The sequence below is a fragment of the Amycolatopsis sp. NPDC114504 genome (assembly GCF_055633595.1).
On sequence record NZ_JBVKDU010000003.1, the window covers coordinates 686,878 to 709,928 of the forward strand.

The window sequence follows — 23,051 nt, forward strand, 5'->3', positions numbered from 1 at the left end:
CGCCGCGCCAGGTCCGGCCATGTGGGTGAATAGGCTGACCCCATGGGTTCACCGGAGTCGCCGACGGCCAGCACGGCGCTGCTCACCGACCACTACGAGCTGACCATGCTGGGCAGCGCGCTCGCCGACGGGACGCACGCGCGGCCCTGCGTCTTCGAGGTGTTCGCCAGGAGACTCGCGGACGGGCGCCGCTACGGCGTCGTCGCCGGCACCGCCCGCGTCCTCGACGCGATCGCGGACTTCCGCTTCACCGACGCCGAACTGGCGCAGCTGGAGGCCACCGCGGTCGTCGACGACGCGACGCTGGCCTGGCTCGCGGACTACGAGTTCTCGGGTGACGTCGACGGCTACCCCGAGGGCGAGCTGTACTTCCCGGGCTCGCCGTTGCTCACCGTCTCCGGCTCGTTCGCCGAGTGCGTGCTGCTCGAGACGCTGGTGCTGTCGATCCTCAACCACGACAGCGCGATCGCCTCCGCGGCGGCCCGGATGTCCGGGGCCGCGCACGGCCGCCCGATCATCGAGATGGGCGGGCGCCGCACGCACGAGTACGCCGCGGTCGCGGCCGCGCGGGCCGCCTACCTGGCCGGCTTCGCGACGACGTCCAACCTCGAAGCCGGGCGCCGCTACGGAATCCCGACCCGCGGCACCGTCGCGCACGCCTTCACGCTGCTGCACGACAGCGAGGAAGAGGCGTTCCGCTCACAGGTCGACAAGATGGGTGCGGACACGACGCTGCTCGTCGACACCTACGACATCACCGCCGGCATCGAGACCGCGGTCCGCGTCGCCGGGCCGGAGCTGGGCGCGATCCGGATCGACTCGGGCGACGTCGGCCCGCTCGCCCGCCGCGCCCGCGAGCAGCTGGACTCCCTCGGGGCGAAGGACACCCGGATCGTCGTCTCCGGCGACCTCGACGAGCACGCCATCGCGGCGCTGCGCGCGGAGCCCGTGGACGCGTACGGCGTCGGCACCTCGGTGGTCACCGGGTCCGGCGCGCCGACCGCCGGGATGGTCTACAAGCTGGTCGAGGTGGACGGCAAGCCGGTCGCCAAGCGCAGTGCGCACAAGGAGTCCCGCGGCGGGCGCAAGTCCGCGCTGCGGCGCTACCGCGGCACCGGCACGGCGGTCGAGGAGGTCGTCTGGACCGCGAGCCCGGGCACCGCGCCCGAGCTGGGTGCCGACGACCGCCCGCTGCAGATCCCGCTGATCCGCGGTGGCCGCGCGGAGGCGGACCTGCCTACGCTCGACGACGCGAGGCAGCGGCTGCGCCGCGGCCTGGTCAGCCTGCCGTGGGAGGGCCTCAAGCTCTCGCACGGCGAGCCCGCCATCCCCACCCTCTTCCTCTGAAACGGAGACCGGCCATGGGAACCGCGCTGATCGTGGTGGACGTGCAGAACGACTTCTGCGAAGGGGGTTCGCTCGGCCTGCCGGGCGGGGCCGCCGCGGCCGCCGCCATCTCGAAGCAGGCCGCCGAAGGTGGCTACAGCCACGTCGTGGCCACCCGGGACAACCACATCGACCCGGGCGCGCACTTCAGCGACACCCCGGACTTCAAGGACAGCTGGCCGGTGCACTGCGTCGCCGGCACGCCGGGCGCGTCGTTCCACCCCGCGCTCGACGTCGTCCCGATCGGCGAGGTGTTCTCCAAGGGCGAGTACAGCGCCGCCTACTCCGGCTTCGAAGGCGCGGCCCGCGACGGGAAGTCCCTGGAGACGTGGCTGCGCGAGCACGACGTCACCGATGTCGACGTCGTCGGCATCGCGACCGACTTCTGCGTCCGCGCGACGGCGCTCGACGCGGCGAAGGCGGGCTTCGGCGTACGGGTGCTGCTGGACCTCACCGTCGGCGGCTCGCAGCCGACGGTCGACGCGACGATCGAGGACTTCGCCAAGGCGGGGGTCGCCCACACCGGCACGGCGTTCGTCGGGTCGGCCGAGTGAAGGACCTGCAAGCTCTCCTGGCCGAGCACCGGCTGGTCGCGATCCTGCGCGCGGCCGACGCGTCACGCTTCGCCGACGCGGCGATGGTGCTGCACGCGGCGGGCATCCGCCTGCTCGAAGCGACGCTGACGACACCCGGCGCACCGGCGGCCATCACCGCGTTGCGCCTGGCGCTCGGCGACGACGCGCTGATCGGCGCGGGCAGCGTCCGCGAACCGTCCGATGTGGACATCGCGGTCGACGCGGGCGCGGCGTACCTGATCACGCCGACGGTGAACCCGGCGGTCCTGGAACGCGCGGCCGAGCTGGACACCCCGGTGGTCTGCGGCGCGCTGACGCCGACGGAGATCGACCAGGCCTGGCGCCTCGGCGCGGCCGCGGTGAAGGTCTTCCCGGTCGCGGCCGTCGGCGGGGTCGCCTACCTGCGCGCGATCCGCGCCCCGCTGCCGGACGTCCCGCTGGTCCCGACCGGCGGCGTCCACCTGGCCGACGTCGAGGGCTACCTGCGCGCGGGCGCGATCGCGATCGCGGCGGCGACCCCGCTGCTGGGCGACGCGCTCTCGCCGTCCGGGAGCCTCCCGGACCTGGCTACGCGGGCCGGCGAGTTCGTCGCGGCGGCAGGCCGCTTCGCTACTTCTCGCTGAACGGGTCGCAGGCGGCCGTGCCCAGGTAGATGTCCCCGCTCGCCGGGCCGCCCTGCGGGAACAGCTTGATGTGCACCGCGTGCGTCACCAGGCTGCCGTCCGGCGGCTGCGGCGTCACGGTCTCGTTGAGGATCACCGTCGCCAGCGCGGTGCCGGCCGGCCCGCCGGGGATGACGATCCGGTCGTTCGGCGGGATCTCCGCGGGCACGGTGATCCCGGTGACCGTGCCGATCGAGACCTCGCCCTGGCTGCCGGTCTCCGTCGTCGCGCACTTCGCCGTGAAGGTGCGCACGGAGAGCGCCGGGCCGCCGTAGCGCTTCAGCACGGCGGTCTCGAACCGGTGCCCGGACGCCTGCGCGATCGACACCGCCCCCGAGCGCCCGCAGCCGGTCTCGCCGACGCCGAACACCGCGACGTCGCCGGTCTCGCCCCCCTGCGTCCGGGCGCTGTAGGGGCCGTCGACGGTGCATTTCGCCAGCTCACCGGTGACGACGTGCTCGTTGTCGACGGTCACGTCGACCGAGCCGGAAGACGCCCATCCGGTGGACGTGACCGGCGCGGCGGCGACCAGGAACGGGGTGGCCAGCGTCGTCACCGCCAGCAACCGGAATGTCCTCTTCCTGGCGTTTCGCATCTACCGGCCTCCTCGGTTCCGTGACAGTTCGTAGTCACCCCTTTCGTCATCGGCAGGCCCGGTGCCTTCCCTGATCGGGTCCACCCGGACGGGTGGCCGGTGAGGAACGCAACTTCCAGGTCTTTTCCCGGGGTAACGAGCGTTAACCTCGGTCGTCCGCTCACCCAGGGAGGTTCTGTGTCTTCGCTGTCCTTAGCCGGCAAGCGGCCCGTGCTGGCCGACCTCGTGCCCGGTTCCCTCGTCCGGGACATCGCGCTGGTCGCCGGCGGTGCGGTGCTCACCGGCGCCGCCGCGCAGCTGACCATCCCGGTGCCGGGCAGCCCGGTGCCGATGACCGGCCAGACGTTCGCCGCGCTGCTCGTCGGCGCCTCGCTCGGCATGTCGCGCGGTGCCGCGTCGATGCTGGTGTACCTGCTGGTCGGCGCCGTGGGCGTGCCGTGGTTCCAGCACGGCACCGCGGGCCTGTCCGGCGCGAGCGCCGGCTACATCGTCGGGTTCGTCTTCGCCGGCGCGCTGGTCGGCGCGCTCGCCGGCCACGGCGGCGACCGGACGCCGGTGCGCACCGCGGGCACGATGGTGCTCGGCAACGTCGTGATCTACGCGTTCGGCGTGCCGTGGCTGATGGCGTCGACCGGGTTCGACCTGTCGACGGCGTTCGCCAAGGGCGTGACGCCGTTCCTGGTCGGGGACGCGATCAAGATCGTCGTGGCCGCCGGCCTGCTGCCGCTGACCTGGAAGCTGGTCTCCGGCCGCGATCAGGACTGACTGCTCGCCGCGGGACCTTCCACACGGGAGGTCCCGCGACGCGAGTGGCCCGTTCGCGACGGAGCGCCGCTCTTTGTCGGAGGCGGCGGCTAATGTGTCGCTGTGCCCGCTCGAACTGACTTCCCCGGCGTCCTCGAACTCCTCACCCACGCGGTGGAGTCCGTCGGGGGTGCCGAGCGTCCAGGGCAGGTCGAGATGGCGGACGCCGTCGGCCGCGCCATCCGCACCGGCGAGCACCTGGCCGTGCAGGCCGGCACCGGCACCGGCAAGTCCTTGGCCTACCTCGTTCCCGCGATCCGCCACGCCGTCGAAAAGGAAGCCACCGTCGTGGTTTCCACGGCGACGATCGCGTTGCAGCGCCAGCTCGTCGACCGCGACCTCCCGCGCCTGGCGAAGGCGCTGAAGAAGCCCCTGGGCCGCGAACCGACCTTCGCGATCCTCAAGGGCCGCCGCAACTACATGTGCCTGCACCGCCTGGATTCCGGCGCGCCAGACGAGCCGGAGGACGCCCAGCTCTTCGACCCGTTCGCGGTGTCACGCCTGGGCAAGGAGGTGACGCGGCTGCGGGAGTGGGCGTCGGACACCGAAACCGGCGACCGCGACGAGCTCGTCCCCGGCGTCACCGACCAGGCGTGGCGCCAGGTATCGGTGACGGCGAAGGAATGTCTCGGCGCGTCCCGCTGCCCGATCGGCACGGACTGCTTCGCCGAGAAGGCCCGTGCCGAAGCCGGCCGCGCCGACGTCATCGTCACCAACCACGCGCTGCTGGCGATCGACGCGCTGCAGGGCTACCAGGTCCTCCCCGACCACGACGTCGTGATCATCGACGAGGCGCACGACCTCGTCGACCGCGTCACCTCGGTCGCCACCGGCGAGCTGACCAGCGCGATGTGCGCGTCGGCCGCGCGCCGTTGCGGCAAGCTGATCGACGCCGACGTCGCCGACGGCCTCCTGGAGGCGGGCGACGGGCTGGCGCTGATCGTCGACGACCTGCCCGCGGGCCGGATGGACCAGCTGCCGCAGCCGCTGAAGGGCGCCATCCCGGCGATCCGCGACGCCGCGCACCGGTGCATCACCTCACTGGGCTCGGACCGCAAGGAGGACGTCGAAGGGGCCACCGCGCGCAAGCTGGCACGCTCGCTGCTCGACGAGGTGCACGACACCGCGGTCCGGCTGCTGGAGGCGTTCGACGACGACCAGGCGCACCAGCGCGACGTCGTCTGGCTCTCCGGCGACAAGTTCTCGTCGAACCCGCGGCCGCCGGCGCTGAAGGTGGCGCCGCTGGGCGTCGCCGGGCTGCTGCGCGAGCGCGTCTTCAACCAGCACACCACGATCCTCACCTCGGCGACGCTGACCCTGGGCGGCACGTTCGACACCATGGCGCGCCAGTGGGGGCTCCCGCCGGGCGCGCCTCGCGTCGAGAAGGCGCCGGGAGCCGCGACGGACAAGGAAGCACCGTCCGACACCGACTCCGGCCCCAAGTGGATCGGCCTGGACGTCGGGTCGCCGTTCGACCACAAGAAGAACGGCATCCTCTACCTGGCCAAGCACCTGCCGCCGCCGGGCCGCGACGGCCTCGCGACGTCCACAATGGACGAACTGGCCGAGCTGGTCGAGGCCGCGGGCGGGCGCACGCTGGGGCTGTTCTCCTCGATGAGGGCGGCCAAGCAGGCGGCCGAGGAGATGCGCGAGCGGCTCGACTTCCCGATCCTCTGCCAGGGTGAGGACTCGACGTCACTGCTGGTGCAGAAGTTCTCCGAGGACGTCCGCACGTGCCTGTTCGGCACGCTGAGCTTGTGGCAGGGCGTGGACGTCCCCGGGCCGTCGCTGCAGCTCGTGGTCGTCGACCGGATCCCGTTCCCGCGCCCGGACGACCCGGTCTCCTCGGCGCGGCAGCGCGCGGTGGAAGCGCGCGGCGGCAACGGCTTCCTCACCGTGGCGGCGACGCACGCGGCGCTGCTGCTGGCCCAGGGCACCGGGCGGCTGCACCGGTCGGTCACCGACCGCGGCGTGGTCGCGGTGCTGGATTCGCGGCTCGCGAACGCCCGCTACGGCGGATTCCTCCGTGCTTCGCTGCCGCCGTTCTGGCCGACGATGGACCCGAAGGTGGCCCGCGACGCGTTGCGCCGGCTGGACGCTGCCGCGCCCGCGTGACGCGGTCCACAACACCGCCCGGTACGGTGAAGCAACCGAAGCAGCTAAGGAGCACCGGTTGACCCAGGATTCGTCCAGCGCACAGTCCCGGACCGTCAGTGTCGACGACACCGGTGTGCGGCGGCGGCTCGCGGACGGCAGCGAAGAAGCTGTCACGTGGGCTGCTCTGTCATCGGTGATGGTCCGGGTGATTCCCGACGGCCCCTGGAACGAAGACGTGTTCTTCATGCTGGTGGGAACCGACGGCAAGGGCACGGCGGTGCCGAGCGGCGACCCGGCGGCCGACGCGCTGATCGAGCGCCTGCAGTCCTTGCCGGGCTTCGACAACGAGAAGTTCATCGAGGCCATGACGACCGACGCCGACCAGGCGTACGTCGTCTGGGAGTCCAGCGAGAACTAGGCGGTGGGGAACTCCTCCGTCACCGGGATCCCCTTCTTGAGCGTCCGGCTCACCGTGCAGAGCCGCTCGATCGCGCGATCCACGGCACCGGCCAGCGCTTCCCGCTGATCCGCGGCCAAAGTCGACACGTCGACATCGAACGCGACGTGCACGGCGTCCAGCTCCGAAGCGCCCTCACGCCGGTCGGCGCTGACGGTCACGCGGAACTTCGCGTCTTCGCCCACCCGCCGCGTGATCAGCTCCTCGGCGGTCACCGCGCTGCAGCCCGCGGCCGCGATCTGCAGCAGCTCAGCGGGCGAGAACGCCCCTTCGGCGCCGGTGCGGCCCAGCCGCACCTCGGCGCCCCGGTCGTTGCGGCCGACGAACGAGTGCTGGCCGTCGCGCTGTACTTCGAGTCCCATGCCCGCTCCAACCCGCTCAGGAAACCGCTTGTTCCGGCTCCCACTGGGCAAGAACCGTGATCGTGCCCGGATCGACCTCGGTGAACCCGGCGTCCCGGACGGCGACGACGCGATCACGCCGCCACGCGCCCTCGGGGTCGTCCCCGGGGTGCAGTTCCTTCCACCGCGCGACGCTCGCCGTGCGCACGGCGGTCCGGTAGCCTCGCGCGGCCCAACCGGCCAGCGCGTCGTCGTCCAGCAGCGCCGCGAGGATCATCGTGGCGTGCCCGACCTGCGCGGCGGCCTTGCCGACGGTCATCGGCGCGTGCGGGTTGAGCAGCAGCAGCGGAACGCCGGCGGGCAACGGCCCCGGCTCGTCGGGCGGTAGCTCGCTGCCCGAGATCTGCAGCCGCGAGACCTCCTTCGGGGCCTCGGCGACCAGGCCCGGCACCAGGGCCCGCGCCTCGGCGCCGTCGATCTCGACCGTGATGCCCGGCAGGTCCTGGACGGCCGCCCAGTGCGCACCTCGCGCCCGCCGCGCCACCTTGCGGATCCGGTTGTCGAGCCACGCGTGCATCGGCTCGGCCCACTCGCCGCCGGGCTCGGCACGCTCGTCGAGGCAGACGGCCAGCGCGGCGGCCGCCGCGGCCTCCAGCAGCGGCGTGCGCCCCGGCGGCTCGGCCCGCTCGATGCGCAGGATCACCGGCATCGCCCGGACTTCCTCCGGGAGCTCGTCGGAAGTGTCCGAAGTGTCTTCGGCCGGCAGCCCGAGCCAGTAGGCGTAGCGGGCGCCCAGGGGGTCGAGAACGCTGCTCACGGCCGCATCAGCTCAAGCCCGTCGGCGGCATCGGCCGCCTCGACCTCGCCGCGGGTGAGGCCGAGCACGAACAGCACGGCGTCCAGGTACGGGTGCGACAGCGCGGTGTCGGCCACCTCGCGCAGCGCGGGCTTGGCGTTGAACGCGACGCCCATGCCCGCCGCCGACAGCATGTCGATGTCGTTGGCGCCGTCCCCGACCGCGACGCACTGCTCCAGCGGGATGTCGTACTCGCCGGCGAAGCGGCGAAGCACCTTCGCCTTGCCGGCGCGATCGACGACGTCCCCGACGACGCGCCCGGTGAGCTTGCCGTCGACGATCTCGAGCTCGTTCGCCGCCGCGAAGTCGAGGCCCAGCTCCTCCACCAGACCCCCGATGACCTGCGTGAACCCGCCGGACACCACGCCGGTCTTGAACCCCATCCGCTTAAGCGTGCGGATCGTCGTGCGGGCGCCCGGGGTCAGCTCGATCGACGCGGCGACCTCGTCGATCGCCGACGCGGGCAGGCCCTCCAGCAGCGCGACCCGGCGTTCCAGCGACTCCGTGAAGTTGAGCTCGCCGCGCATGGCGGCCTCGGTGATCTCGCGGATCTCCGGCTCGACCCCGGCGTGCGCGCCCAGCATCTCGATGACCTCGCCCTGGATGAGCGTCGAGTCGACGTCGAAGACGACCAGCCGCTTCGCCCGGCGCGTGATCCCGGCCCGTTCCACCGCGATGTCGACACCCACCTCGACCGCGGCGTCGGCGAGCGCCGAACGCAGCGCGGCGTCGGCTTCGGGGGTGTCCCCGTCGACCGAGACGTACAGCTCCAGGCCCGTCACCGGGTAGTCGGCGACGCTGCGGATCCCGTCGATGTTGACGCCCAGCGACGCCAGCCGGCGCGCGACCTCCGAGAAGCCCCGCGCGGTGACCGGGCGGCCCAGGACGACCAGCACGTGCGTGGAGTCGCGGCGGCCCAGCGCGAACGGGTCGTCCCCGATCGCCGAGCCGATCTTGACCTCGACCGTCATGCCGACGGACGCCATCGCCTGCTCGACCGACTCCTGGAGGCCCTCCGGATCGCGGTACACGCCGGCGAGCACCCCGAGCACGAGCTGCCCGCGGATGACGACCTGCTCGACGTCGAGCACGTCGACGTCGTGCCGGGTCAGCACGGCGAACAGCACGGACGAGACGCCCGGCTTGTCGGGGCCCGTGGTCGTGATCAGGACGGGGGTCTGGGTCACTGGTCATCCCTCGTTCGGCGACGCTGCACGGTCAGTCTGCCGGTCCGGCCCCGGACATAAGTAGAGCGCGTGCCCGGCTTCACAAAAGCCGGGCACGCGCTCACTCGATCAGGTCCTACTTGTCGTCGCCCTGCTCGCTGGCGTTGTCCTGGGAGTGGTCTCCCGGGATCAGCGCTTCGGTGAGCACCTGCGACGGCGCCGCGTGGCTGTTGACCTTCTGCTTCCCGAAGAAGCCGATCTCGCCCTCGCTGTGCATGCGCTCGATCATGTGCGGGTAGTGCAGCTCGAACGCCGGCCGCTCGGAGCGGATCCGGGGCAGCTCGGTGAAGTTGTGCCGCGGCGGCGGGCACGACGTCGCCCATTCGAGCGAGTTGCCGTAGCCCCACGGGTCGTCCACCGTGACGATCTCGCCGTACCGGTAGCTCTTGAAGACGTTCCAGATGAACGGCAGCGTCGAGGCACCGAGGATGTACGCACCGATCGTCGAGATCGTGTTCAGCGTCGTGAAGCCGTCACTGGTCAGGTAGTCCGCGTACCGGCGCGGCATGCCTTCGGCACCCAGCCAGTGCTGGACGAGGAACGTGCCGTGGAAGCCGATGAACGTGGTCCAGAAGTGCCACTTGCCCAGCTTCTCGTCCATCATCCGGCCGGTGATCTTCGGGAACCAGAAGTAGATACCGGCGAAGGTCGCGAACACGATCGTGCCGTAGAGCACGTAGTGGAAGTGCGCGACGACGAAGTAGCTGTCCGACACGTGGAAGTCGATCGCCGGCGCGGCCAGCATGATGCCGGTCAGGCCGCCGAAGAGGAACGTGACGATGAAGCCCATCGAGAAGATCATCGGCGTCTCGAAGGACAGCTGGCCCTTCCACATCGTGCCGATCCAGTTGAAGAACTTCACGCCGGTCGGGACCGCGATCAGGAAGGTCATGAAGGAGAAGAACGGCAGCAGCACGGCGCCGGTGGCGTACATGTGGTGCGCCCACACCGCGACCGACAGCGCCGCGATGGCCAGCGTCGCCCAGACCAGGCTCTTGTAGCCGAACATGGGCTTGCGGCTGAACACCGGGAAGATCTCCGACACGATCCCGAAGAACGGTAGCGCGACGATGTAGACCTCTGGATGGCCGAAGAACCAGAACAGGTGCTGCCAGAGGATCACCCCGCCGTTTTCGGGGTCGAACACATGCGCACCCAGGTGCCGGTCCGCCAGCAGGCCCATCAGGGCCGCGGTCAGGATCGGGAAGGCGAGCAGGATCAGGATCGACGTCACCAGGATGTTCCAGGTGAAGATCGGCATCCGGTACATCGTCATGCCGGGCGCGCGCAGGCAGACCACGGTGGTGACCATGTTGACCGCGCCGAGGATGGTGCCGAGACCGGAGACCACCAGGCCGGAGATCCACAGGTCCGCGCCGACGCCCGGCGAGTGGATCGCGTCCGACAGCGGGGTGTAGGCGAACCAGCCGAAGTCGGCGGCGCCACCCGGCGTCAGGAAGCCCGACAGCACGATCAGGCCGCCGAAGAGGTACAGCCAGTACGAGAACGCGTTCAGCCGCGGGAACGCGACGTCCGGCGAGCCGATCTGCAGCGGGAGCACGAAGTTCGCGAAACCGAAGAGGATCGGGGTCGCGTACAGCAGCAGCATCACCGTGCCGTGCATGGTGAAGAGCTGGTTGTACTGCTCCTGCGAGAGGAACTGCTGCCCGGGTCGCGCCAGCTCGGTACGGATGAGCATGGCCATCGCGCCGCCCGCCATGAAGAAGGCGAACGACGTGACCAGGTACATGATCCCGATCTGCTTGTGGTCCGTCGTGCGGAACAACCGCAGCAGGTACGAACCCTTGACCGACTCGCGCGCGGGGTACGGGCGCGTCGCGATCGGCTTGGGGGCTACGGCCGTCACTCCTGCCTCCAACACTCAAACCTCGTGGTGGTCATCGTCCGGCCGCCGAGGTGGGCAACGCCCGGTTCAGCGGTCATGGGGGATCGTAGCCCTCGTCACCGACAGTCGCGCGCACCGGCTGGCAAGATCGGGCCGTGGCCGACGAATACACGCGCGCCGCGGTGCGCGCGGCACGGACCGTGACCTCCCGGCTGGGTCTGCCGGAGCACGAGCCCGAGGTGCTCCACGAACGCTCGAACGTGCTGGTGAAGCTGGGTCCGCTGGTCGCGCGGGTGCCGGGGACCACCCGCCTCGCGCGGCCCGGTCCGGCGTGGCAGGAGCGGGACCTCGCCCTCTCCCGGTTCCTCACCGAACGTGGTGTGCTCGTCGTCTCACCGACCACGGATCCCCCGGCCGGACCGCATTTCGCCGACGGGCTGCCGGTCACGCTCTGGCACCACACCCCGCACGATCCGGACCACCGGTACGCACCGGACGTCGTCGCGCGTTCGCTCGCCGAGGTGCACTCCGCGTTGCGGGACTACCCGGGCGAGCTGCCCCGGCGAGGACCGCTCGACGACCTGGTCCGCATCCTCGACCGGCACGACCTGGACCCCCGGTTGCGCGGCGAGACGGACCGCCTCGCCGCACTGCTGCCGGACGTCGCCGTGCAGCCGCTGCACGGCGACGCGCACCCCGGCAACCTGATCGCCACTCCCGCGGGCCCGTGCTGGCTGGACTTCGAGGACACGTGGCTCGGACCGCTGGCCTGGGACCTCGGGATCCTCGCCCGGCAGGGTGGCCGCGAGTACCTGGCCGCATACCCGGGCGAAGTGGACGAAGAGGCGCTTCAGGTGTGTACGCGGCTACGAGAGCTGTACTCGGTCGTCTGGCAGTACGTCATCGCGATCCGGTTCCCGCACCGGCTCGACGGCGCCCGGTCGGCGCTCGCCGCCTATTTCTCGTGAGTCGCCGGGTACCAGGAGAGGATCGCTTCGACCACGCCCGCCGGGTCTTCTAGCGGCGTCAGGTGCCCGGCTTCCGGGAGCACCACGAGCGTCGCGCCGTCCATGGCCTCGACCATCTCGCTCGCGGCCGCCACCGGGGTGATCGGGTCCTCTTCGCCGACGACGACCAGCGCCGGGACCTTCGCTTCCCGGAGCAGTTCGAGGGAGCCGGGCCGGGTCCGCAGCGCGAGCGCCGTCCACGAGATCCCGGCCGGCGGCTGCGATTCGATGATCTCCCGGACGTTCTCGACGATGTCCGGCCGCCGCTCACGCGTCGACGCGGCCAGCAGGTTCGGCAGGTTGGCCTCGGCGAGCCAGCCGTGGATGCCCTCGTGGTCGACGCGCTCGGCGACGTCCAGCCGGCTCTGCGCGGCCTCGAGCGTGTCGGGCGCGGCCTTGGTGTCGATGAGCACGAGCCCACCGACCCGTTCCGGCGCCAGCCGCAGCACCGCCATGGCGAGGTAGCCGCCCATCGAGCAGCCGCCGAGCACGACGCGGTCCAGCTCCAGGCGGTCCAGCAGGGCGACGACGTCGCGCGCGGCGTCCTCGAGGCTCGGTTCGCGGTCCGTCTCCGGCAGCGGCGAGCGACCCAGCCCGCGCTGGTCCGGGGTGATCACCCGAAGGTGTGAAGCGAGGGGCTCGCGCACCGCGTTCCACATGCGGGCGTCCAGGGGAAAGGCGTGGAGGAGGACCAGCGGCAGTTCGGTCATGCCGGATATTTTGTCGGACCCCCGCGCTAGCTTCGCCGATGTGTTCACCGACATCGAAACCGACCGGCTGCTGCTGCGTCCGCTCCACGAGGCGGACCGGCAGGCGATGGTCGACATCCACACCGATCCGCGCACCAACCGCTTCCACCCGGACCCGCCCGACGTCCCGCGCGCGTCGGCGATGTTCTCGGAGTGGCTGGCGCACTGGGCCGAGCACGGCTTCGGCTACCCCGCGGTGACCGAACGCGGCGGCGGCGAGGTCCTCGGCATGTGCGGGGTGCGGCTGCGGGAGTTCCACGGCGAGAAGGTGCTCAACCTCGGCTACCGGTTCCGGCCGTCGGCGTGGGGCAAGGGGTACGCCGTCGAGGCCGGGCTGGCGGTCCTGGAGTGGTGTGCCCGCGAGCTGCCGTCGGTGCCGGTGCTGGCGAGCGTCAGCGTCGACAACAAGCCGTCGCTGCGGGTGGCGGAGCGGCTCGGCTTCACCGAGTACACGGAGGAGATGTACGACGGCGCCTTCTCGCGGCACTACCGGCGCTGAGCCGGGCGATGTTTGACAACTCCAGAAGGAATCGCGTCACCGGCGGCGGTTCGGCCGCCGGCGCGCCCGGGCGTCCCAGCAGGCGCGGTGCCAGTGCCGCCGGTCGGCGACGGAGCCGGTCTCGTCGGCGGGCCAGACGACGAGGTGCGGAGTGCCCGGCCGGATCTCGTGGTCGCAGCCGGGGCAGCGGTAGTCCTTGGTGGCCTGTGAGCCGGGCACGGTCCGCACGAGCCAGTCGCCGTCCGAACCGGACTCGGCCCGCGCCCACCCGGTCGCGGCACCGAGCTCGCGTTCGGGCGGCCCGCCGTCCGCCCGGCGGCCGGGACGGTTGCGTCGAGGCACCCCCAAACGGTATCCGCCCCCCGCACCCGCCCCTGACCCGTCCACCCAGGTACGCGTGTCGTCCATCTGGATACGCGAGTCGTCCACCCAGGTACGCGTGTCGTCCAACCAGGTACGCGAGTCGACCCTCCAATCACGCGTGATGCCTCCCCAATCACGTGTGATGCCCCTCCAATCACGCGAGATGCCTCTCCAGACACGCGTGATGCCCGTCGGAGCTCAAGCCGCGACCCGGCCACCGGCCCGCAGCCGGCGCCGGATCCCGTCGTGACCGAGCCCGTCCCAGCCGAGCCGGGCCAGCGTCCGCCCGGTCAGCCGGAAGTCCTCTCCTCCGAGCACGGACATGATCGTGATGGCGGCGTCGACCATCGGCGTGGCGACCGCGGCGCACCGCGCGAGTGCCTGCAGCGGCACGAGCGTGGAGCGGATGTCCTCGGTGAGGAACCGGTGGTCGAGGCTGGTCGGCGCGGCGATCGTCCGGTACGGCTCCACCGTCCGCAACGCGTCGAGCAGCGTCGTGGCCGGGCAGCCGTAGTAGCGGTCGAGGACCTCGGTCATGGGCAGCAGCCGGGCGCCGTACGCCCGCGCGACGGCGGCGAACTCGGCCTCGGTCCGCTCCAGCAGCGCGATCGTGCGGTGGGAAACGCCTTCGACGTAGAACAGCAGCTCCTCCGCCCGGTCGATGGTGCCGAGGTTGGCGAGCGCGATCGGCACGTGCGCGACCGCGCCGAAGTCGTGCAGGCCGCGTTCGACGGGGTTGCGCGCGACCTCCAGCATCGGGAACCACTCGCGCAGGAGCCCGGCGTGCCGTCCGACGGCGGCCGGCGTGCAACCGGAGATCAGATTCCAGCCCTTGGCGCCCAGCACGGTCACCCCGCCGGTCCCGGACGGCCGCGCGGCGAACAGGGCATCGGTCTCCACGACGTCGACCTCCGGTGCCCCGGCGGCGGCGAGCGCGTGCGCGAACTCGACGCTCCCGCACAGCTTGCCGGAGAACAGCACCACCACCTGCCCGGGCCGAAGGTGCGGCGCGAGCCGGACGGCGACCTCCGGGTAGGCGGTGGTCACGGTCGCGACCAACACCACGGCCCGCCCGGCCAGCGACGCGGGATCCGCCGTCACCTCCCGCAGCGGGAACCGCCCGTCGAGCACCCCGCTCGCGACGATCTCCCGGCGACGCGCGATCTCCGCCACGGCCGCGAGATCCCGCGTGCAGAGGTGCACGGGCAACCCCAGCGACGCGAGATGCGCCGCGACGGCCCGCCCCTCGCCACCGGCCCCGACGACCCCGATCCCGTCCATTCCGCCCACTCCCGCCACTCGGGTACGCAGTGGACAGGTCGGCGGACCGCCGGGGAAAGTTCCCGGAAACCGGGCCCGCTCACCCCTGGGCGAGCGCCAGCGGCACCAGCTGCTCGGCCGTGGTGAGCGACCCGTGCTGCCCGATCAGCGACGTCTCCACGGCCTCGGCGAGCCCCCGCACCATCCCGAACCGCCCGCGGGCCGCCGCGACGACGTCGCCGATCCGCGGCAGCACCCGGTCGCTGACCGTGTGCCCGAACCACCCCTCGGCGACGGCCTCCTCGCGCGACCGCACCCAGGCCCGCTCGCCCAGCACCGCCCGCCAGGCCGCGAGGACGTCCGCGGCCGCGCCCGGCTCGGTGTAGACGTGCCGCGCCCGCACCTCGCCCCCGAAGGTCCGGACCCCGGCAAGCAGCTCCGGGACGTCTTCGAGGTCGAGCTTGTCGTCGACGGTGACCATCCCGTGGTCGGCCACCACCGCGAGCAGGGCACCGGCCGGCAGACCGTCCACAAGGGACTCGACGAGCCGGTCGACCTGCCGCAGCTGCGCCCGCCACGCGGCCGAACCCGGGCCGTAGACGTGCCCCATGAGGTCGAGGTCACCGTGGTAGGAGTAGCAGAACGCGCGCCCGTCGAGCACCGACAGCGTCCGCGCGGCGAGGTCGCCCAGCGCGTGCACCCCGGCGTACCGCGCACCGCTCTGCGTGGCCAGGGTCAGGGCCGTGTCGCGCAGCTTGGCGGCCGACACCACGGCCGCGTCGACGCCGGCCGACGCGGCCCGCTCGAACGTCGTCGGCAGCGGCTGCACCTCGCGCGGGGGGAGTGCGCCACGCAGGTCGCTGCCGTCTTCGTGGCTGCACCAGCGCAACGCGTTGAGCACGCCCGTGCCGGGCATCTCGAACGTGTAGCCGACCATGCCGTGCTCGCCGGACGCGAGCCCGGTGCCGATCGCCGCCACCCCGGCGGCGGTCGTGGACGGGAAGCCCACGCGCAGCGACTCGCGGGCCAGCTCGGTCAGCACCGGCGCGTCCGCGGCGTGCTCGGCCAGCAGCTCCCAGCCGAGCCCGTCGACCAGCAGGACCCCGGCGCTGCGGGCCTCCGGTAACGCCAGCGTGTTCGCGAAGCCGGGCACCCCGAGCGCGGCGAGCAGGGACGGGACGACCTGGCCGAGGTGGGGAACGTCGGCGAGCGAAGGCGGCTGCACGCGCCCAGCTTCCCATCCACCCGGCCGTCCGGCGATAATCGCGGCATGCCGACCTACGCCTACCGCTGCCGCGAGTGCACCGAGACCTTCGAGCTCCTGCGCCCGATGAGCGAATCGAGCGCGCCGGCGGCCTGCCCCGAGGGCCACGCCGACACCGTCAAGCTGCTCACCACGGTCGCCCTCACCGGGGCCGCGAGCGGACCCGCGGTCCCGGCGGGCGGCGGCGGTGGCTGCTGTGGCGGCGGCTGCTGCGGCTAGAGCGCCTTCAGCGCCTGCTCGAGGTCGGCCCACAGGTCCTCGACGTCCTCGAGCCCGGCCGACAGCCGGATCAGCTGGTCGGACACCCCCGCGTCGTGCCGGTCGCCCACGTCGACGATCCGGTGGCTGATCGAACCCGGGTGCTGGATCAGCGTGTCGACGCTGCCGAGACTGACGGCCGGCGTGATCAGCCGGACCGCGCCGATCAGGGCGTGCGGGTCGCCCTCGACCTCGAACGCCACCAGCGGCCCGCCGAGGCGCGGGTAGTGGACGGCGGTCACGGCCGGGTGCTCGCCGAGCCGTGAGGCCAGCGTCGCCGCGGTCTCCGACGCCGCGTTTACACGCAGCGGCAGCGTGGAAAGCCCGCGCAGCAACAGGTATCCGGCGAGCGGGTGCAGCACGCCGCCGGTGGCGAAGCGGATCTGCCGCAGCCGGGCGGCTTCCGCGGCGTCGCACGCGACGACCCCGCCCATGACGTCGCCGTGGCCGCCGAGGAACTTCGTCGCGCTGTGCAGCACGATCCGCGCGCCGTGGCGGCCGGGGCGCTGGAGCACCGGGGTCGCGAAAGTGTTGTCCACCAATAGGGGCACGTCCCCACAGGCGACTGCCAACGCGGCGATGTCGGCCTCGGCGAGCGTCGGGTTCGCCGGCGTCTCGACGAACACCAGCCCGGTGTCCGGCCGGATCGCGGCGGCGACGGCGTCGGGCGCGGCCCAGGTGACCTCCGTGCCGAGCAGCCCGGACTCGAGCAGGTGGTCGCTGCAGCCGTACAGCGGGCGAACGGCGACGACGTGCCGTTTCCCTTGCGCCACCGCGGAAAGCAGGCAGGCCGAGACAGCGGCCATGCCACTGGCGAACGCGACGCCGTGCTCGAAGCCTTCGAGCTCGGCGAGCGCCCGCTCGAACCGTTCGACGGTCGGGTTGCCCACCCGGCCGTAGATCGGCGGGCCGTCGAGTTCGCCGCCGGCGGCGAACTCGTCGATCCGGGCGGCTTCGGCGGCACTGTCGCGGGAGGGGTAGGTCGTCGACAGGTCGAGCGGGACGGCGTGCACGCCGAGGTCCGTGAGGTCGTCACGGCCGGCGTGGACGGCACGCGTGCGCAGCGAGGAGGTCATGTCAGCATCGTCGAGCTTTCACCGGATCCGGAGCAACAGTCTCGGATATCATTCGCCGATGGCCGATTCCGTCGAACTGAGTCCGGTTGATCTCGAAATTCTGCGCCTGCTCCAGAACGATGCCCGGGTCACCAACAAGGACCTGGCGGCCGCGGTCGGCATCGCGCCGTCGACGTGCCTGGACCGCGTCGCCCGGCTGCGGGACACCGGCGTGATCACCGGGCAGCACGCGTCGGTCGACGCGGCGAAGCTGGGCCGTCCGCTGGAGGCGTTCCTGTTCGTCCAGGTCCGCCCGCACCGGCGGCCGCTGGTGGACCCGTTCATCGAGCACCTGCTGTCCCTACCCGAGGTGCGTGCGGTCTACCACCTGACCGGGCCGGACGACTTCCTCGCGCACGTCGCGACCAGCTCCGCCGCCGAGCTGCAGCGCCTGGTGCTCGACGAGCTGACGGCCCGGGACGAGGTCGCTCGCGTGCACACGAACCTCGTCTTCCAGCACTGGAGCGGCGGCCCGCTGCTCCCGCCGGGCGCGTGAGTCAGAGCGACTCGAGCCAGCGACGGGTCTCGCGCGGAGACGTCACCCGGACGACCGCGGGGCACGGCGGTTCGGCGGCCCACTCCCGGATCCGCGCCCGCTTCCGCGCGAACGACGCGAAGTGCCAGCGGATGATCGAGTCCGCGGAGAACATCTGGCGGAACGACTCGACGTTGCCGTTGCAGATCCGCTCGCGGGTCACCGAGCGCAGGGCGGTCCGGCGCACCAGGCGGCCCAGCGAAAGCCAGCGCGGGTAGTCGAGACCCACGATGAGCTGGGTGCGCGGCAGCACGACGTCCTTCCACCGGGTGTACGCCGCGTCGAGGACCCAGCGCTCCCCCGCGCACACCTCGGCGATGCGGCGGCGCTGCTCCTCGTCGGACACCTGGACCCAGCCCGGCAGCCAGGTGAGGTCGTCGGCCGAGACGTAGGGCAGGCCGGTGCGCTCGGCGATGCGGGCCGCGAGCGTCGACTTGCCCGAGCCGGTCACGCCGTAGACGACGATCCGCTCAGGCGTCGAGATCACGGGCGGGCTCCCGCGGTCCGCGGTAGGGCAGCGTCTGGCTGTAGACGATGCTCGTGGTCGTGCTGCCGAACTGCGCCAGCTCGTCCATCGTGCGCTCGAGGTGGGCCATCGAGGCCGCGGCGACCTTGAGCGTGTAGCAGTCGTCGCCGGTGGTGCGCAGGCATTCGAGGATCTCGAGGCGCTCGCCGAGCAGCTTGTGCAGTGCCTCGTGCCGGCTGCCGGGGTACTTGAGCCGGACGACGGCGAGCACCGCGTAGCCGACCTTGCCGAGATCGATCTCGGCGCGGTAGCCGGTGATCACGCCGGCCGACTCGAGCCGCCGGAGCCGTTCGGTCGTGGCCGACGCGCTGAGGTTCACGCGGCGGCCCAGTTCGGTGAGCGGCAGCCGGGCGTCCTGCTGCAGCTCGACGAGGATGGCCCAGTCCGTCTGATCGAGACTCTCGGTCATGGGGCGAATGTACCGCGAGATCCACGGCCGAAGCCGCCGAACGCCGTGATCATTCCCTTCCGATCACGGCTTTGACCTCGATAGCCTTTCCGAGTGAAGATCGGCGTGAACGTCCCCAACTTCGGCCCAGGCACCGACCCCGGCGTACTGCGCGCGTGGGCGCGGACCGTCGAAGGCCTCGGCTACGACCTGCTGATGGTCTCCGACCACGTCGCGATCACCCCGGACGTCGCCGGCCAGTACCCGGCGCCGTTCTACGAGCCGTTCACGACGCTGTCGTGGCTCGCGGGCGTCACCGAGCGGGTGCGGCTCGGCACCACCGTGCTGGTCGTGCCGTACCGGCATCCCCTGCTGGTGGCCCGGATGGCGGCGAACCTCGACGCGCTCAGCGGCGGCAGGCTCGTGCTCGGCGCCGGTATCGGCTGGGCGAAGCAGGAGTTCGACGCGCTCGGCGTGCCGTTCGAGCAGCGCGGGAAGCTGACCAGCGAGTACCTCCGGACGATCCGCGCGGCCTGGGCCGACCAGGACGACTACCGCGCCGGCCCGATCCCGCTCTGGCTGGGCGGGCACAGCGACGCCGGGCTGCGCCGCGCGGTGGAGCTCGGCGACGCGTGGCACCCGCTGCGGCTGACCATGTCCGGCTTCCGGGAAGGCTTGGAGCGCCTGAAAACCCTGGCCGGCGACCGGCCGGTGCCGGCGTTCGCGCCGCGCATCCTCCTGCGGGTGACCGGCGAAGAGCTGACCGGCCCGGGCCGCCGTGCCGGGGAAGGCACCCTCGACCAGATCCTCGACGACCTGGCGCAGTTGCGGGCGCTGGGCGCGGACACCGTCGTGCTCGACCCGTTCGATTCGGACCCCGCCGAGACCCTCCACCCGGAGGTCGCGTGGCGGGACCTCGCGGCGATCGCCGCGTCCTGGAAGGAGAATCGGTGAAGGACACCGAAGAAACCCTGTTGCGGCGCGCTATCGACCTCGCCCGCGAAGCGCGCGAGGAGCACGGCAACCCGCCGTTCGGCTCGCTGCTGGCCGACGCCGACGGCAACGTCCTGGCCGAAGACCGCAACACGTCGTTGTCCGACAACGACATCACGGCGCACCCGGAGCTGAAGCTCGCCCGCTGGGCGGCGCAGAACCTGACCCCCGAAGCCGCGGCGACGACCACGATGTTCACCAGCACCCAGCCGTGCGGGATGTGCACCGGCGCGATCGAGCGGTCCGGGCTCGGCCGCGTCGTCTACGCGCTGTCGACGGAGCAGTTCCTCACGCTGCGACCGCCGGTCAAGTGGGGCTACGAGCTGGACGGCCCGGCGTTGTTCGACGAGGCCCGCGTACCGGTGGACGGCTACTACAAGTGACGGCCTTCGAAGTGCACCCGGTGGCGCACATCGAGTCGTCCTTGACGGACCGCGCGACGGCCCCGAGGCAAGCCGACGAGGGCGCTCCACCGGCCCGGGTGGTGTTCGCCCCGGAGTTCCACCGGGCCGCGGCCGACCTCCGCCCGGGCGACCGCGTGGTGCTGCTGACGTGGCTGCACGAAGCCGACCGCGAGGTCCAGTCGGTGCACCCGCGCAGCGACCCGGACCGTCCCCTCGAAGGAGTGTTCTCGACACGCTCCCCGGACCGCCCGAACCCGATCGGCCTCCACACGGTGACGGTGACGGCGGCCGAGAACGGCACGCTCACGGTGACGGGCCTCGAAGCAATCGACGGCACCCCGGTCCTGGACGTGAAACCGGTCCTCGGCGAGGTGACCGAGCGCTGAGCCGCACGATCACGATCGGGGCACCCCGGTAACGACCGTCGCCATCCGGCCGACCTCCCTCCTGCAAACGGAGCAATCCCCGGACGTGCCGACGGAGGCCGCGATGACCAGTGCGTTCGAACCTGTGCTGCCGGACCCGTGGGCGCCGCCGCAGGCTCCGCCCACGGTGCGCACCGGAACGAACCCTTGGCATCTGCTGCTCGCGGCCGCCGGCGGCGCGGCACTGGTGGGCGCCCTGTGGGTGGGCCTGGACCTGGCGGATTCCGGTGCGCCCACCGGGATCCCCGGCACGCCCACGTCCGGGGAGGCGTTCGACCTCCGCGGCACGTTCACGCTGAACAGCGGCGGGTACGCCTACAGCACCTGTGGCGGTTCCGGCGGCTACTCGGACATCACCACCGGGACCACGGTCACCGTCTACAACGCCGCGGGAACCGTGCTCTCCCAAGGCGCTCTCGGGACCGGGCGGCCGAACGGCGGCGGCAGCTGCGTGTTCACGCTGTCCGCGCCGAACGTTCCGGCGGGCGAGAAGTTCTACCTCGTCGAGGTGTCCCACCGAGGCCGGATCATGGTGCAACCCGACGACGCGCGGAACGGGAACGTCGCCCTCAGCCTGGGCAGCTGATCAGTAGTCCTTGAAGCCCTTCCCGGTCTTCCGGCCCAGCCGCCCGGCCGTCACGAGGTGCTCCAGCAGCGGCGCCGGCGCGAAACCCTCTTCGCGGAACTCGTTGTACAGCGTCCGCTGGATGGCCAGCGACACGTCGAGCCCGACCACGTCCAGCAGCTCGAACGGACCCATCGGCAGGCCACAGCCCACCTTCATCGCCGTGTCGATGTCGTTGGCACCCGCGTAATGGGCCTCGAGCATCTTCACCGCGTCGTTCAGGTACGGGAACAGCAGGGCGTTGACGATGAAGCCCGCGCGGTCTCCACAGTGGACCGCGTGCTTGCCCACCGCCGAACAGACCGCGCTCGCCGTGGCCACCACGTCCGGGGCGGTCGCGATCGTCGAGACCACCTCCACCAGCTTCATCACCGGGGCCGGGTTGAAGAAGTGGAGGCCGATCACGTCGGACGGCCGGGACGTCGCCGCCGCGCACTCGATCACCGGCAGCGAAGACGTCGTCGTCGCCAGCACCGCGCCCGGGCGGACGACCTCGTCCAGTGCCGCGAACACCGCCTGCTTCACCGACAGCTCCTCGGCCACCGCCTCGACGACCAGGTCGACGTCGGCCAGCGCCTCGAAGTCGGTCACCGGGGTGATCCGAGCCAAGGCCAAAGCAGCGTCCTCTTCGGACAGCTTGCCCTTGACCACGGCCTTGTCGAGCGACTTCTTGACGCGAGCCACCGACGCCTGCGCCTTCTCCAGGCTCCGGGCGCGCAGCACGACGTCGAGGCCGCGCTTGGCGAACACCTCCGCGATGCCGGTCGCCATCGTCCCGGTGCCGATCACGCCGACCCGGGACACCGGCCGCGGCGGCACACCCTCCACTGTGGACTTGACCGAAGCGTCCGAGACCACGGTGGGCGAATCCGGCGCGTCGTAGGCGTAGAAGCCCCTGCCGGTCTTGCGGCCCAGCTGGCCCGCCGTGATCATCTGCTTGAGCAGCGGCGCCGGCGCGTGCAGCCGGTTGCGGGACTGGTGGTACATCGTGTCGAGGATCTCGTACGCGGTGTCCAGCCCGATCAGGTCGAGCAGCGCGAGCGGGCCCATCGGGTACCCGCAGCCGAAGCGCATCGCGGCGTCGAGGTCCTCGCGCGTGGCGTAGCGCTGCTCGTACATCCGCACCGCGTGGTTGAGGTAGCCGAACAGCAGCGCGTTCGCGATGAACCCGGCCCGGTCGCCGATCACCACCGGCACCTTGCCGAGCCGCTCGGCGAACGCCACCACGTCGGTGACCACCTCCGGCTCGGTCACCACGGTCTTCACGATCTCGACGAGCTTCTGCACCGGCGCCGGGTTGAAGAAGTGCATGCCGACGACCTTGCCGGGACGCGCGGTGTGCACCCCGATCTCGGTGATCGACAGCGACGACGTGTTGGACGCGAAGATCACCTCGGGCCGGGTGATCTTGTCCAGCTCGGTGAAGACGTCGGCCTTCAGCTCCAGGCTCTCCGGGATCGCCTCGACCACGAGGTCCACTTCGGACAGATCCGAGAGCGAGGTGCTGTACCGGATCCGGCCCAGCAGGGCGTCCCGGCCGGCCGGATCGAGCTTGCCGCCGGAGAGCGCGCGCTCGGTCGAGTGCTCGATGTGCCCGCGACCCCGGGCGACGCCGGTTTCGTCGAGCTCGACCGTCACGACGTCGAGCCCGCTGCGCGCGAGCACTTCGGCGATCCCGGCCCCCATCGTGCCCAGGCCGACCACTCCGACCGTCGAGATGTCCCGCGCCATCGAGGCCTCCAGAGATGTTACTCGCTGGTAATTGGCCCCTGACTCTGCCACACGGAACCGCCGG

At 71.8% G+C, this 23,051-nt stretch carries 27 protein-coding genes; 14 read left to right on the forward strand and 13 right to left on the reverse strand.

Annotation, left to right across the window (positions count from 1 at the left end; genetic code table 11):
- Positions 1 to 42: 42 nt before the first annotated feature.
- Genes ACZ7PG_RS24630 through ACZ7PG_RS24640 form a run of 3 tightly spaced genes read left to right on the forward strand, consistent with a single transcriptional unit; the run spans position 43 to position 2,584 of the window.
- Positions 43 to 1,347: a nicotinate phosphoribosyltransferase gene (locus ACZ7PG_RS24630; protein WP_470241435.1), complete on the forward strand. Its 1,305-nt coding sequence runs from the start codon at positions 43 to 45 to the stop codon at positions 1,345 to 1,347.
- 14 nt (positions 1,348 to 1,361) lie between these two features.
- Positions 1,362 to 1,940, forward strand: a complete 579-nt coding sequence (locus ACZ7PG_RS24635) for an isochorismatase family protein (RefSeq protein WP_470241436.1) — start codon at positions 1,362 to 1,364, stop codon at positions 1,938 to 1,940.
- Positions 1,937 to 2,584, forward strand: a complete 648-nt coding sequence (locus ACZ7PG_RS24640; RefSeq protein ID WP_470241437.1) for a bifunctional 4-hydroxy-2-oxoglutarate aldolase/2-dehydro-3-deoxy-phosphogluconate aldolase — start codon at positions 1,937 to 1,939, stop codon at positions 2,582 to 2,584. The genes ACZ7PG_RS24635 and ACZ7PG_RS24640 overlap by 4 nt, the downstream gene beginning before the upstream one ends.
- On the opposite strand, the gene ACZ7PG_RS24645 is transcribed toward ACZ7PG_RS24640, so the two are convergent.
- The gene (locus tag ACZ7PG_RS24645) at positions 2,571 to 3,188 is read right to left on the reverse strand and encodes a choice-of-anchor P family protein (RefSeq protein WP_470242400.1); all 618 of its coding nucleotides are present in this window, start codon (positions 3,186 to 3,188) and stop codon (positions 2,571 to 2,573) included. The genes ACZ7PG_RS24640 and ACZ7PG_RS24645 overlap by 14 nt on opposite strands.
- Positions 3,189 to 3,395: 207 nt before the next feature.
- Between ACZ7PG_RS24645 and ACZ7PG_RS24650 the strand changes: the two genes are divergently transcribed.
- From ACZ7PG_RS24650 to ACZ7PG_RS24660, 3 genes are all read left to right on the forward strand, one after another.
- Entirely contained in the window at positions 3,396 to 3,983 is a 588-nt protein-coding gene (locus ACZ7PG_RS24650; RefSeq protein WP_470241438.1) for a biotin transporter BioY, read from the forward strand.
- A 102-nt stretch (positions 3,984 to 4,085) separates the two neighbouring features.
- A complete protein-coding gene (locus tag ACZ7PG_RS24655; RefSeq protein ID WP_470241439.1) occupies positions 4,086 to 6,137 on the forward strand; it encodes an ATP-dependent DNA helicase in 2,052 nt (683 codons plus the stop codon).
- Between the two features lie 58 nt (positions 6,138 to 6,195).
- Positions 6,196 to 6,537 (forward strand): hypothetical protein, encoded by a 342-nt coding sequence (locus ACZ7PG_RS24660; protein ID WP_364626108.1) that lies wholly within the window; start codon positions 6,196 to 6,198, stop codon positions 6,535 to 6,537.
- Here ACZ7PG_RS24660 and ACZ7PG_RS24665 read toward each other — a convergent pair.
- From ACZ7PG_RS24665 to ctaD, 4 genes are all read right to left on the reverse strand, one after another.
- Positions 6,534 to 6,938 (reverse strand): OsmC family protein, encoded by a 405-nt coding sequence (locus ACZ7PG_RS24665; protein WP_372664169.1) that lies wholly within the window; start codon positions 6,936 to 6,938, stop codon positions 6,534 to 6,536. The two genes, ACZ7PG_RS24660 and ACZ7PG_RS24665, sit on opposite strands and share 4 nt — an antisense overlap.
- A gap of 16 nt (positions 6,939 to 6,954) precedes the next feature.
- A complete protein-coding gene (locus ACZ7PG_RS24670) occupies positions 6,955 to 7,734 on the reverse strand; it encodes a peptidyl-tRNA hydrolase (protein ID WP_470241440.1) in 780 nt (259 codons plus the stop codon).
- Positions 7,731 to 8,960 carry a phosphoserine phosphatase SerB gene (gene serB, locus ACZ7PG_RS24675; RefSeq protein WP_470241441.1) on the reverse strand — a complete coding sequence of 410 codons (1,230 nt, stop codon included), beginning with the start codon at positions 8,958 to 8,960 and terminating at the stop codon, positions 7,731 to 7,733. The genes ACZ7PG_RS24670 and serB overlap by 4 nt, the downstream gene beginning before the upstream one ends.
- A gap of 115 nt (positions 8,961 to 9,075) precedes the next feature.
- Positions 9,076 to 10,866: an aa3-type cytochrome oxidase subunit I gene (ctaD, locus tag ACZ7PG_RS24680; RefSeq protein WP_470241442.1), complete on the reverse strand. Its 1,791-nt coding sequence runs from the start codon at positions 10,864 to 10,866 to the stop codon at positions 9,076 to 9,078.
- Positions 10,867 to 11,000: 134 nt separating this feature from the next.
- On the opposite strand from ctaD, the gene ACZ7PG_RS24685 reads away from it, so the two are divergent.
- Positions 11,001 to 11,813 (forward strand): phosphotransferase, encoded by an 813-nt coding sequence (locus ACZ7PG_RS24685; protein ID WP_470241443.1) that lies wholly within the window; start codon positions 11,001 to 11,003, stop codon positions 11,811 to 11,813.
- On the opposite strand, the gene ACZ7PG_RS24690 is transcribed toward ACZ7PG_RS24685, so the two are convergent.
- Complete coding sequence (locus ACZ7PG_RS24690) at positions 11,801 to 12,562, reverse strand: alpha/beta fold hydrolase (RefSeq protein ID WP_470241444.1); 762 nt, start codon at positions 12,560 to 12,562, stop codon at positions 11,801 to 11,803. The genes ACZ7PG_RS24685 and ACZ7PG_RS24690 overlap by 13 nt on opposite strands.
- Here ACZ7PG_RS24690 and ACZ7PG_RS24695 point away from each other — a divergent pair.
- Positions 12,561 to 13,100, forward strand: coding sequence for a GNAT family N-acetyltransferase (locus ACZ7PG_RS24695; RefSeq protein ID WP_470241445.1), 540 nt, complete (start codon positions 12,561 to 12,563; stop codon positions 13,098 to 13,100). The two genes, ACZ7PG_RS24690 and ACZ7PG_RS24695, sit on opposite strands and share 2 nt — an antisense overlap.
- A 36-nt stretch (positions 13,101 to 13,136) precedes the next feature.
- On the opposite strand, the gene ACZ7PG_RS24700 is transcribed toward ACZ7PG_RS24695, so the two are convergent.
- The 3 genes from ACZ7PG_RS24700 to ACZ7PG_RS24710 form a co-directional block, all read right to left on the reverse strand.
- The gene (locus ACZ7PG_RS24700) at positions 13,137 to 13,442 is read right to left on the reverse strand and encodes a hypothetical protein (protein ID WP_155541314.1); all 306 of its coding nucleotides are present in this window, start codon (positions 13,440 to 13,442) and stop codon (positions 13,137 to 13,139) included.
- Positions 13,443 to 13,661: 219 nt separating this feature from the next.
- Positions 13,662 to 14,744 carry an NAD/NADP octopine/nopaline dehydrogenase family protein gene (locus ACZ7PG_RS24705; protein ID WP_470241446.1) on the reverse strand — a complete coding sequence of 361 codons (1,083 nt, stop codon included), beginning with the start codon at positions 14,742 to 14,744 and terminating at the stop codon, positions 13,662 to 13,664.
- Positions 14,745 to 14,823: 79 nt separating this feature from the next.
- Positions 14,824 to 15,948 carry an alkaline phosphatase family protein gene (locus ACZ7PG_RS24710; protein WP_470241447.1) on the reverse strand — a complete coding sequence of 375 codons (1,125 nt, stop codon included), beginning with the start codon at positions 15,946 to 15,948 and terminating at the stop codon, positions 14,824 to 14,826.
- A gap of 45 nt (positions 15,949 to 15,993) precedes the next feature.
- On the opposite strand from ACZ7PG_RS24710, the gene ACZ7PG_RS24715 reads away from it, so the two are divergent.
- On the forward strand, positions 15,994 to 16,206 hold the full coding sequence (locus tag ACZ7PG_RS24715; RefSeq protein ID WP_470241448.1) for an FmdB family zinc ribbon protein: 213 nt from the start codon (positions 15,994 to 15,996) through the stop codon (positions 16,204 to 16,206).
- Here ACZ7PG_RS24715 and ACZ7PG_RS24720 read toward each other — a convergent pair.
- Positions 16,203 to 17,321, reverse strand: coding sequence for a trans-sulfuration enzyme family protein (locus ACZ7PG_RS24720; RefSeq protein WP_470241449.1), 1,119 nt, complete (start codon positions 17,319 to 17,321; stop codon positions 16,203 to 16,205). The two genes, ACZ7PG_RS24715 and ACZ7PG_RS24720, sit on opposite strands and share 4 nt — an antisense overlap.
- Before the next feature lie 58 nt (positions 17,322 to 17,379).
- Here ACZ7PG_RS24720 and ACZ7PG_RS24725 point away from each other — a divergent pair, with 58 nt between their 5' ends.
- Entirely contained in the window at positions 17,380 to 17,856 is a 477-nt protein-coding gene (locus ACZ7PG_RS24725) for an Lrp/AsnC family transcriptional regulator (protein WP_470241450.1), read from the forward strand.
- A 1-nt stretch (position 17,857) separates the two neighbouring features.
- Here ACZ7PG_RS24725 and ACZ7PG_RS24730 read toward each other — a convergent pair whose 3' ends face one another.
- Complete coding sequence (locus ACZ7PG_RS24730) at positions 17,858 to 18,382, reverse strand: P-loop NTPase family protein (RefSeq protein ID WP_470241451.1); 525 nt, start codon at positions 18,380 to 18,382, stop codon at positions 17,858 to 17,860.
- Complete coding sequence (locus ACZ7PG_RS24735) at positions 18,366 to 18,830, reverse strand: Lrp/AsnC family transcriptional regulator (RefSeq protein ID WP_470241452.1); 465 nt, start codon at positions 18,828 to 18,830, stop codon at positions 18,366 to 18,368. The genes ACZ7PG_RS24730 and ACZ7PG_RS24735 overlap by 17 nt, the downstream gene beginning before the upstream one ends.
- A gap of 93 nt (positions 18,831 to 18,923) precedes the next feature.
- Between ACZ7PG_RS24735 and ACZ7PG_RS24740 the strand changes: the two genes are divergently transcribed.
- The 4 genes from ACZ7PG_RS24740 to ACZ7PG_RS24755 all read left to right on the forward strand — a co-directional run bounded on the left by ACZ7PG_RS24740 (position 18,924) and on the right by ACZ7PG_RS24755 (position 21,217).
- Positions 18,924 to 19,763, forward strand: coding sequence for an LLM class flavin-dependent oxidoreductase (locus ACZ7PG_RS24740; RefSeq protein ID WP_470241453.1), 840 nt, complete (start codon positions 18,924 to 18,926; stop codon positions 19,761 to 19,763).
- A complete protein-coding gene (locus tag ACZ7PG_RS24745; protein ID WP_470241454.1) occupies positions 19,760 to 20,185 on the forward strand; it encodes a nucleoside deaminase in 426 nt (141 codons plus the stop codon). The genes ACZ7PG_RS24740 and ACZ7PG_RS24745 overlap by 4 nt, the downstream gene beginning before the upstream one ends.
- Positions 20,182 to 20,592 (forward strand): tRNA (N6-threonylcarbamoyladenosine(37)-N6)-methyltransferase TrmO, encoded by a 411-nt coding sequence (gene tsaA, locus ACZ7PG_RS24750; RefSeq protein ID WP_470241455.1) that lies wholly within the window; start codon positions 20,182 to 20,184, stop codon positions 20,590 to 20,592. Before ACZ7PG_RS24745 ends, tsaA begins: the two co-directional genes overlap by 4 nt.
- A 103-nt stretch (positions 20,593 to 20,695) precedes the next feature.
- Positions 20,696 to 21,217 (forward strand): hypothetical protein, encoded by a 522-nt coding sequence (locus ACZ7PG_RS24755; RefSeq protein WP_470241456.1) that lies wholly within the window; start codon positions 20,696 to 20,698, stop codon positions 21,215 to 21,217.
- Here the strand turns inward: ACZ7PG_RS24755 and ACZ7PG_RS24760 are convergent, their stop codons facing one another.
- Positions 21,218 to 22,987 carry a 3-hydroxyacyl-CoA dehydrogenase family protein gene (locus ACZ7PG_RS24760; RefSeq protein WP_470241457.1) on the reverse strand — a complete coding sequence of 590 codons (1,770 nt, stop codon included), beginning with the start codon at positions 22,985 to 22,987 and terminating at the stop codon, positions 21,218 to 21,220.
- Positions 22,988 to 23,051: the final 64 nt, after the last annotated feature.